Origin of the sequence: Albidovulum sp. (assembly GCF_049646345.1) — a bacterium.
Taxonomy (GTDB): Bacteria; Pseudomonadota; Alphaproteobacteria; order Rhodobacterales; family Rhodobacteraceae; genus Albidovulum.
Map to the genome: position 1 here is coordinate 1 of NZ_JBARVQ010000818.1, position 7834 is coordinate 7834.

Consider the following 7834-nt stretch of genomic DNA (forward strand, 5'->3'; position numbering starts at 1 on the left):
GGAGAATCTGGCCCCGTCAAGACCGGGAGGCGCACATGCAGATGATGACGGCGGTTCGCACCTGTTTTTCGAAATACGCGACCTTCAGGGGCCGCGCGCGGCGGGCCGAATACTGGTGGTTTGTGGCCTTCAACATTCTGGTGAGTGTCGGCCTCAGCATCCTCGACGGGATGGCGTTCGGCATTCACCACTGGATGATGACGGGCAGTCCCGGCAGCCCGCTTTCCTCGCTCTATTCGCTTGCCGTGTTCCTGCCCTCTCTGGCGGCAGGCGTCCGGCGGCTGCACGATACGGGCAAGTCCGGCTGGTGGGTGCTGATCTGGCTGATCCCGCTTATTGGCTGGGTCATCCTGATCTGGTTTCTGGCCACGCCGGGGGATGAGGGCCGCAATGACTACGGCCCCGACCCGTTGGCTGGGGATGGCTACGGGGCGTCCTCGTTTCCCCGTGTGCCGCGTCAGTAGCTGTATTCGGCATAGATGCGGGAAAGGTCCCCGCCCCAGTCACCGTGATACTTCTCAAGAAGCTCATCGGCGGGCACGCGGCCCGTTTCGATGCTCTCCTGAAGCGCATTGAGGAAATGGGTTTCATCAGGGACCAGACCGCCAACGCCGGGCCGTGCGCGCGCCTTCAGCCCCTGTTCGGCAATCGCCACCACTTCGCGGGCAAGGTCATGCATCTTCACGCCATGCACCTCAGCCTGAAGTCCGTCGACCGAGGCAGCCACCCGCAAGGCCTCGCGCGTCTCATCGTCCCAGCCCTTGGCCAGATCCCAGGCGGCATCGAGCGCCGACTGGTCATACATCAGCCCGACCCAGAAGGCGGGCAGCGCGCAGAGCCTGCGCCAGGGGCCGCCATCAGCACCGCGCATCTCGATGAATTTCTTGAGCCGCGCCTCGGGGAAGATCGTCGTCAGGTGATCGGCCCAGTCCGACATCGTCGGCTTCTCGCCCGGCAAAGCGGGCAGTTCACCTTTCAGGAAGTCGCGGAAGGACTGACCCAAAGCATTGATGTATTTGCCATCGCGGTAGACGAAATACATCGGCACATCGAGCGCGTAATCGACATAGCGCTGAAAGCCCATGCCGTCTTCAAAGACGAAGGGCAGCATGCCGGTCCGTGCCGGATCAAGGTCGCGCCAGATGCGGCTGCGCCAGCTTTTGTGGCCGTTGGGTTTGCCCTCGAAGAAGGGCGAATTGGCGAAAAGTGCTGTGGCGACAGGCTGTAGCGCCAAGGCCACGCGCAGCTTCTGCACCATGTCCGCCTCGGACCCGAAATCAAGGTTCACCTGCACCGTGCAAGTCCGGTACATCATCTGCGTGCCATGGGTGCCGACCCGGCCCATATAATCCGTCATCAGCCGGTAGCGCCCCTTTGGCATCATCGGCATCTGGTCATGCGTCCATTCCGGCGCCGCACCAAGGCCGATGAAGCGCGCGCCGATCCCATCGGCGACGCTCTGCACTTCACGCAGATGGGCGTTCACCTCGTCGCAGGTCTGGTGGATCGTCTCCAACGGCGCGCCAGAGAGTTCGAACTGGCCACCCGGTTCCAGGCTGATATTGGCGCCGTCTTTCACCAGGCCGATGATCTTGCCCTGTTCCTCAACCGGGTCCCAGCCGAAACGGTCGCGGATACCTTCCAGCATTGCCGTGATCGAGCGCGGCCCGTCATAGGGCAAGGGTTGCAGCGTGTCCTTGCAATAGCCGAACTTTTCATGCTCGGTCCCGATGCGCCAATCATCCTTGGATTTGCTGCCGTTTTCGAGGCATTCGGCAAGCTGGTCGAAGCTTTCAAATACGCCGCCGCCGGTTTGTGGAATGGACATGTGGGCCTCGATCTCGTGGCTGACTGGGACGCAGTTACGTGAAACGCCGCGGCGTTCAAGTCAACCCCGCCCAGCGCGGATTGTCTGTGCGAAAACATGACATATTGTGATCGTCTAGCGACGCGGCAGCGATGGATGCGCGCGTTTCCAAAGGGGAAGCGTGCCGACACCGCGGTCAAGTGCGGCCGTCAACGCAGCCATGTCGATCCCCGGAAGCGTCGCGAAAGCGTCGTAAAGCCGCTCGGCCCCGGCAGCATCGACCGGGATCATCAGAACCTCACCGCCATGGCTCCGCATCCGCCAGTGCCGGGTGCCGCCGGTCTCGGCCAGACGCAACTCAGCAAGATCGGCAAGCGCAATGAAGCCCCCGAAATTCGGCCCCCAATAGCCCACCTGCCCCTCATCGACCTCGACGACCCCCGGCGCGCCCCCCCCGCGCAGGAACCGCATCCGACGCCAGGCGATAACGGCCCAGCCGATCGCAAGCGCCACAAGGATCAGGCCGATCCCCTGCAGAAGCCAGCCGCCGAGCGAGGCCAGCCAGAGCCCGGCAAGCCCCAGCGCCACCGCCGCGATCACCTCGCGCCAGCGGCGCAGGCCCCGGACGATTTCAGGCCGGATGAGGTTCATCCCCGCTCTCCATCAAAGGGATGCCAGGGCTCTACCGCGCACTCCGCCTGCGGCTCGCGCCAGTCATAGGGTGCACGGACCGGCTCGAACGTCATGTCTGTGAAGTCGCGGATCAGATCCAGCCGGTCGCCGCTCCGGCGGAAGAGCCTGCCGCCCTCGGTAGGATACTCTTCGCGGGCAGTCCTGTTGCTGTCCGAAAGCCACGCCCACATCTCAAGAAAATCTGACGGCATCGGCCCGGCAAGAAGCCGCCGTGTCACTTTTCGGTCAAGCGGGGCCGGACGGCCGTTCATCAGCCGGATGCCGGTGGTGCAGCCTTTCTCCGCCGCGCCCAGCGCAACCCGCGCCAACTCCTCGTCCCGACCGATGATATCGGCCCCGCCGAAGCTGAGGTAATGGCGGTTGTCGAGGAACACGCCCCCGCCTCCCCATGCATCTCCCTGGGGAAACAGGGCCAGAGCGGTCCAGTAAGGCGGGCGCGAGATCGCGGTATAGGCGCCCTGCCCCGGCCCGTCCCATCTGCCATCCAGCATGAAATAGATGAAATGCCGCCCGTCGGGGGACAGCGACGAGCGTGGCACATTGACCTTGTGCCGCAGCCACTGGCCATCCTCGAATGTATCCGTGTCGCGGTGCCAGAGGATCATACGGGTATCCCGCGCGGGCCCCTGCCGGAGAATCATCGCCCGATTATTCTCGGTCGCGAAGAAGAGATGCAGACGCACCTTAGGCACTTGGGTCACCGCCAGTCCCCCAGATGGGTCTGCCACAGCGTGATTGCAGCCAGCGCCGCTGTCTCGGCGCGCAGGATGCGGGGGCCGAGGGCGACGGGGTGGACGAAGGGTGATGCGCGCAGGCGGGCGCGCTCGGCCTCTGAGAAGCCGCCCTCGGGGCCGATGAGGATTGCGGCCGGGCCCTTGGGAAAGCTTGCGAGTGTCGTGGCTGTGCCTGCCTCGGATTCGTCAGCCCAGAGAATGGGGCGGGCCGGGCCCCAGCCGGAAAGGAGGCGCGAGAGGGGTGTCGTCTCCACGACCTCAGGCAGGCTCAGCGCGCCGCATTGTTCGGCCGCCTCGCGGATATGGGCCTCGGCCTTGTCGCAGCGGAAGCGTTCGGAATTGGTGTAGTCGGTCAGGACCGGTTGCAGGCGCGCGACACCCAGTTCCACCGCTTTTTCGACGATGAAATCGGTGCGCGCCTTCTTGACCGGCGCGAACATCAGCCAGAGATCGGGCGGTGCGGATTGCGGCCGGGTCTGTTCGCGGCAGGCCATCGCCCCCTTGCGCTTGCCCGCCTCCGTGACCTCGGCCAGCCATTCGCCATCCGTGCCGTTGAACAGGAAAACCTGCGTCCCCACGCCTTCGCGCATCACCCCGAAAAGGTAATGCGCCTGCGCCTCGGTCAGTTGAACCGATTGCCCCGCCCCAAGCGGCTGGTCTAAACAGAGTCTGATCTTCGCTTGTCCCATGAGGCCGAACTTATGAGCGCACCCGACGAAACGCCAGAGCCTGCCGGAACCGTCGCCGATGCGGCCAAAGGCAATTGGGTCGACCGCTTCGCACCAGAACCCCTGCGCCCCTATCTGCGCCTGTCGCGCGCCGACCGGCCGATCGGGACATGGCTGTTGCTGATCCCCTGCCTTTGGGGTGTGGCGCTGGCCGCGACGATGGATGGCTGGCGGCAGTGGGACCTCTGGATCATCCTTGGCTGTGCTGCCGGGGCCTGGCTGATGCGGGGCGCGGGTTGCACCTGGAACGATATCACCGACCGGGATTTCGACGCGGCCGTTGCCCGCACAAGGTCTCGGCCGATCCCGTCGGGTCAGGTCACGGTGAAACAGGCGCTGATCTGGATGGCAGTGCAGATGGGCGCCGCCGGGCTGATCCTCTTCTCCTATAGCTGGCTGACGATCCTGCTGGGCGTCTCCTCCCTCGGTCTTGTCGCGATCTATCCCTTTGCCAAGCGCTTTACCTGGTGGCCGCAGGTCTTTCTCGGCCTCGCTTTCAACTGGGGCGCAATCCTTGCCTTCGCCGCCCATTCCGGCAGTGTGACGCTGGCCCCTGTCCTGCTCTATGCCGCAGGCATTGCCTGGACGCTCTTCTACGACACGATCTACGCCCATCAGGACAAAGAGGATGATGTCCTGATCGGCGTCAAATCCACCGCACGGCTCTTCGGCGCGGCGACCGGCAAATGGCTGGGTCTTTTCCTGATCCTCACCGTCACGCTGATGAGTGCCGCGATCATTCTGGCGCTGCTTCCGACGGCGGGTCCGGTGAAACTCGGCCTCGCCCTGATCGCCCCATGGGCCATGGGCTGGCATCTGTTGTGGCAGATGGGCAGGCTTGATATCGACGATCCGGCAGGTTGCCTGACCCTCTTTCGCAAGAATCGCGATACCGGCCTGATTGCTGCGCTGTTTATCGCCGTGAGCGCATTGCTCTGATTGATCCCGCGCGTCCGGGCGCATAAGGAGTATGCACGTCAACAACCGGCGAAAGTCCGCCCCAAGTGCCATTGTCCCTGCCTGAACGTCTTACTCTGCCACAAGGCTTTTCCCCGCGAACGCTCGGCATCATCGCCGCGGCCGTTGCAGGCTTTCTCAGCGTCGGAACGGCCAGCTGGACGGCGGCCATCGTGGAACAGCGTTCGGCCGAGGCCGTTGACGCAGCACTGCTGACAGCCGGCCACGGCTGGGCGCATGTCGATACTGACGGCCTTCAGGTCCGCCTTACGGGGACAGCCCCGACCGAGGCCGCCCGCTTCCGCGCCATATCGGTCGCCGGTACTGTGGTCGATGCCGACCGGCTGATCGACCGGATGGATGTGGCCGATGCTGCGCAGTTGAAAGCCCCCGATTTCACCATCGAGATTTTGCGCAACGGCGACGGCATCTCGCTGATCGGGCTGATCCCCGAAGGGCCCGGGCACGAGAGTATCGTGTCCGAACTGACGGACCTCACCGGCCCCGGAACCGTGACGGATATGCTCGAATCGGCCGATCACCCGGTTCCTGAGGGCTGGCGCGATGCGGTTGAGTTCGGCATCGAAGCGCTCGGCAAACTGCCGCGCGCCAAGATCTCGATTTCAGCCGAACGGGTCTCGATCACCGCGATCAGCGACAGCGCGGCCGAAAAGGCGCAACTGGAAGCGGCTCTGAACCGCAAGGCCCCGCGCAATCTGCAGCTCGCGCTGGATATTTCGGCCCCGCGCCCGGTCATCACCCCTTTCACGCTGCGCTTTCTGATCGATGAGGAAGGTCCGCATTTCGACGCCTGTTCGGCCAACAATGAACGGGCGCGGGACATAATCCTTGCTGCCGCGACCGAGGCCGGTGCGACGGGCAACCCGGCCTGCACCATCGGTCTGGGCGTGCCGACCCCGGACTGGGCCGATGCCGTCGTGATGGGGCTGGCGGCAATGAAGGATCTGGGTGCCGGATCGATCACGTTTTCAGATGCCGACATATCGCTGATCGCGGCCGAGGGCGTCGAACAATCCGTCTTTGACAAGGTTGTGGGCGAGCTTGAATCAAACCTGCCCGAGGTCTTCTCGCTCCATGCGGTTTTGACGCCAACCTTGCAAACCGGCGAGGGCGAGACCGGGCCCAAAGAATTCACAGCCCGGCTCGGCGAGGACGGCCAGATTGATCTGCGGGGCCGGGTGACCGACGAATTGTCACGCGATGCGGTGGAAAACTTCGCCCGCGCCCGCTTTGGCTCGCACTACGTCCACGCAGCCACCCGGCTTGATCCCGACATGCCACCCGGCTGGCCGCTTCGGGTCCTGACGGCGCTCGAAGCGCTCGGCGAACTTGAGAACGGCGAGGTCGTCGTGGAACCGGGTCTGATCCGCCTCAGCGGCGTCACGGGCTCAACCACCGCCAGCGACACGGTTGCGCGCATATTGTCGGGCAAGCTTGGCGAAGGTCAGCAATACGATCTCGACATCCGTTATGACCCGGCACTCGACCCGCTTCTCGGACTGCCGACCGCGGATGAATGCGTGACGGATATCAACCGCCTGCTTACCGCCCACAAGATCAACTTCGAACCGGGCGCGGCCCAGATCACCCGCGACGCGGCAGATACGCTCGACAAGATCGCCGAGCGCATGAAGGATTGCTCGGATTTCGAGATGGAGATCGGCGGCCATACCGACAGCCAGGGGCGCGAGGAAATGAACCTGGATCTGAGCCAGAAACGCGCCGAGGCGGTGATTGCCGCCCTCATGTCGCGGCGTGTCCTGACCGGCAATCTGACCGCCGTGGGTTACGGTGAAACTGTGCCCATCGCCGATAACGGAACCGAAGCGGGACGCGAAGAGAACCGCCGCATCGAAGTCCGGCTGGTTGGCGGCGCGGAAGAGGATACCGATGCCAGCCCCGATGACGATGAGGGGACTGTGGTCGTGAACAAACCCGGGCCGGACACCGTGCGTCCCAAACCCCGGCCCAAGGAGTAACCGGCGCCCGCCTTGACCCAAGGGGCCGCGCGCTGCAAATGGCAGACATGAACAGAACAGAATTCATCATCGCGACCGCCATCATCCTTTTCGTGGCCTTCATGCTCGGCTGGTTCGCCTGCTGGCTTCTGCACCGGCTCACGCGCGTGACGCAGGCCGAGATGGGCGAGCTGGAAAAGATGGCCCGCGACCTGCATGACGCCGAAGAGACACGGGACGAGGCGATCAGCTATCTTGAGACCCGCGAAGCCGAACTGGCCAATCAGTTGCACCAGTCGCAGGCCGAATTGCGCGCCGCCATGGACGGATTGCGCGATGCCCGGCACGAGGCAGAAGAACTGCGCACCTATATCGAGCGTATGAACGCCGGCTGAGATATCGCCGCACCGCACCGGCAGATGCGGGAAAATTTCCTGGGGCGGGTCCTCTCACGGGTTTCACAGGACAGATATCGTCTGATCAACCTGAAGAGGTCGTGTCGGGACTGAGCCGACATCCAGAAAAACGCCAAACGCCCGGGAACAAGCCGAAGGCGCCGGGCGAGCGCCTGCCCGTCCCGCCGGGCTGGCGCTTTTGCAACCGCGCACATCGCATGAGGTCAGAGGGGCTTTGCTGCCATAAAGCACCGCGAATACCCGTCGCTGCGCCACCTCACGGGCAGACGCCCGCCCGGCTAGCGTTGCGCATGTACCCACGCCCGAAATTGGCGTGTGTAGCCCTACGCCCCAACATCATTGCGATACGAAAAAGGGCGGCCCATCCGGGCCGCCCTTCGATCCGGCACTCTGCCGTCTTCTTACTTGATGATTTTGGAGACGACGCCGGCGCCGACGGTGCGGCCGCCTTCGCGGATGGCGAAGCGCAGTTTCTCTTCCATCGCGATGGGCGCAATCAGTTCGACTTCGAACTTCAGGT

9 protein-coding genes are annotated in these 7834 nt (G+C 64.1%); 4 read left to right on the forward strand and 5 right to left on the reverse strand.

The features are described from left to right. The first annotated feature begins 35 nt into the window (after window positions 1–35). A complete protein-coding gene (locus WBB85_RS21440; RefSeq protein WP_432640606.1) occupies window positions 36–464 on the forward strand; it encodes a DUF805 domain-containing protein in 429 nt (142 codons plus the stop codon). Here the strand turns inward: WBB85_RS21440 and WBB85_RS21445 are convergent. The 4 genes from WBB85_RS21445 to WBB85_RS21460 all read right to left on the reverse strand — a co-directional run bounded on the left by WBB85_RS21445 (window position 458) and on the right by WBB85_RS21460 (window position 3923). Continuing rightward, window positions 458–1828 (reverse strand): glutamate--cysteine ligase, encoded by a 1371-nt coding sequence (locus WBB85_RS21445; RefSeq protein ID WP_432640607.1) that lies wholly within the window; start codon window positions 1826–1828, stop codon window positions 458–460. The two genes, WBB85_RS21440 and WBB85_RS21445, sit on opposite strands and share 7 nt — an antisense overlap. A gap of 114 nt (window positions 1829–1942) precedes the next feature. Beyond that, window positions 1943–2458, reverse strand: coding sequence for a hypothetical protein (locus WBB85_RS21450; RefSeq protein ID WP_432640608.1), 516 nt, complete (start codon window positions 2456–2458; stop codon window positions 1943–1945). Continuing rightward, a complete protein-coding gene (locus tag WBB85_RS21455) occupies window positions 2455–3201 on the reverse strand; it encodes a hypothetical protein (RefSeq protein WP_432640609.1) in 747 nt (248 codons plus the stop codon). The genes WBB85_RS21450 and WBB85_RS21455 overlap by 4 nt, the downstream gene beginning before the upstream one ends. Beyond that, entirely contained in the window at window positions 3198–3923 is a 726-nt protein-coding gene (locus WBB85_RS21460) for a 16S rRNA (uracil(1498)-N(3))-methyltransferase (RefSeq protein WP_432640610.1), read from the reverse strand. Before WBB85_RS21460 ends, WBB85_RS21455 begins: the two co-directional genes overlap by 4 nt. A gap of 12 nt (window positions 3924–3935) precedes the next feature. Between WBB85_RS21460 and ubiA the strand changes: the two genes are divergently transcribed. From ubiA to WBB85_RS21475, 3 genes are all read left to right on the forward strand, one after another. Next, window positions 3936–4901, forward strand: coding sequence for a 4-hydroxybenzoate octaprenyltransferase (gene ubiA, locus WBB85_RS21465; RefSeq protein WP_432640611.1), 966 nt, complete (start codon window positions 3936–3938; stop codon window positions 4899–4901). A 65-nt stretch (window positions 4902–4966) separates the two neighbouring features. Further along, window positions 4967–6919 carry an OmpA family protein gene (locus tag WBB85_RS21470; protein ID WP_432640612.1) on the forward strand — a complete coding sequence of 651 codons (1953 nt, stop codon included), beginning with the start codon at window positions 4967–4969 and terminating at the stop codon, window positions 6917–6919. A 47-nt stretch (window positions 6920–6966) separates the two neighbouring features. After that, a complete protein-coding gene (locus WBB85_RS21475) occupies window positions 6967–7293 on the forward strand; it encodes a hypothetical protein (RefSeq protein WP_432640613.1) in 327 nt (108 codons plus the stop codon). 422 nt (window positions 7294–7715) lie between these two features. Here WBB85_RS21475 and WBB85_RS21480 read toward each other — a convergent pair. Then, window positions 7716–7834: hypothetical protein (locus tag WBB85_RS21480; RefSeq protein ID WP_432640581.1), on the reverse strand; the 119-nt coding region annotated here is incomplete at its 5' end.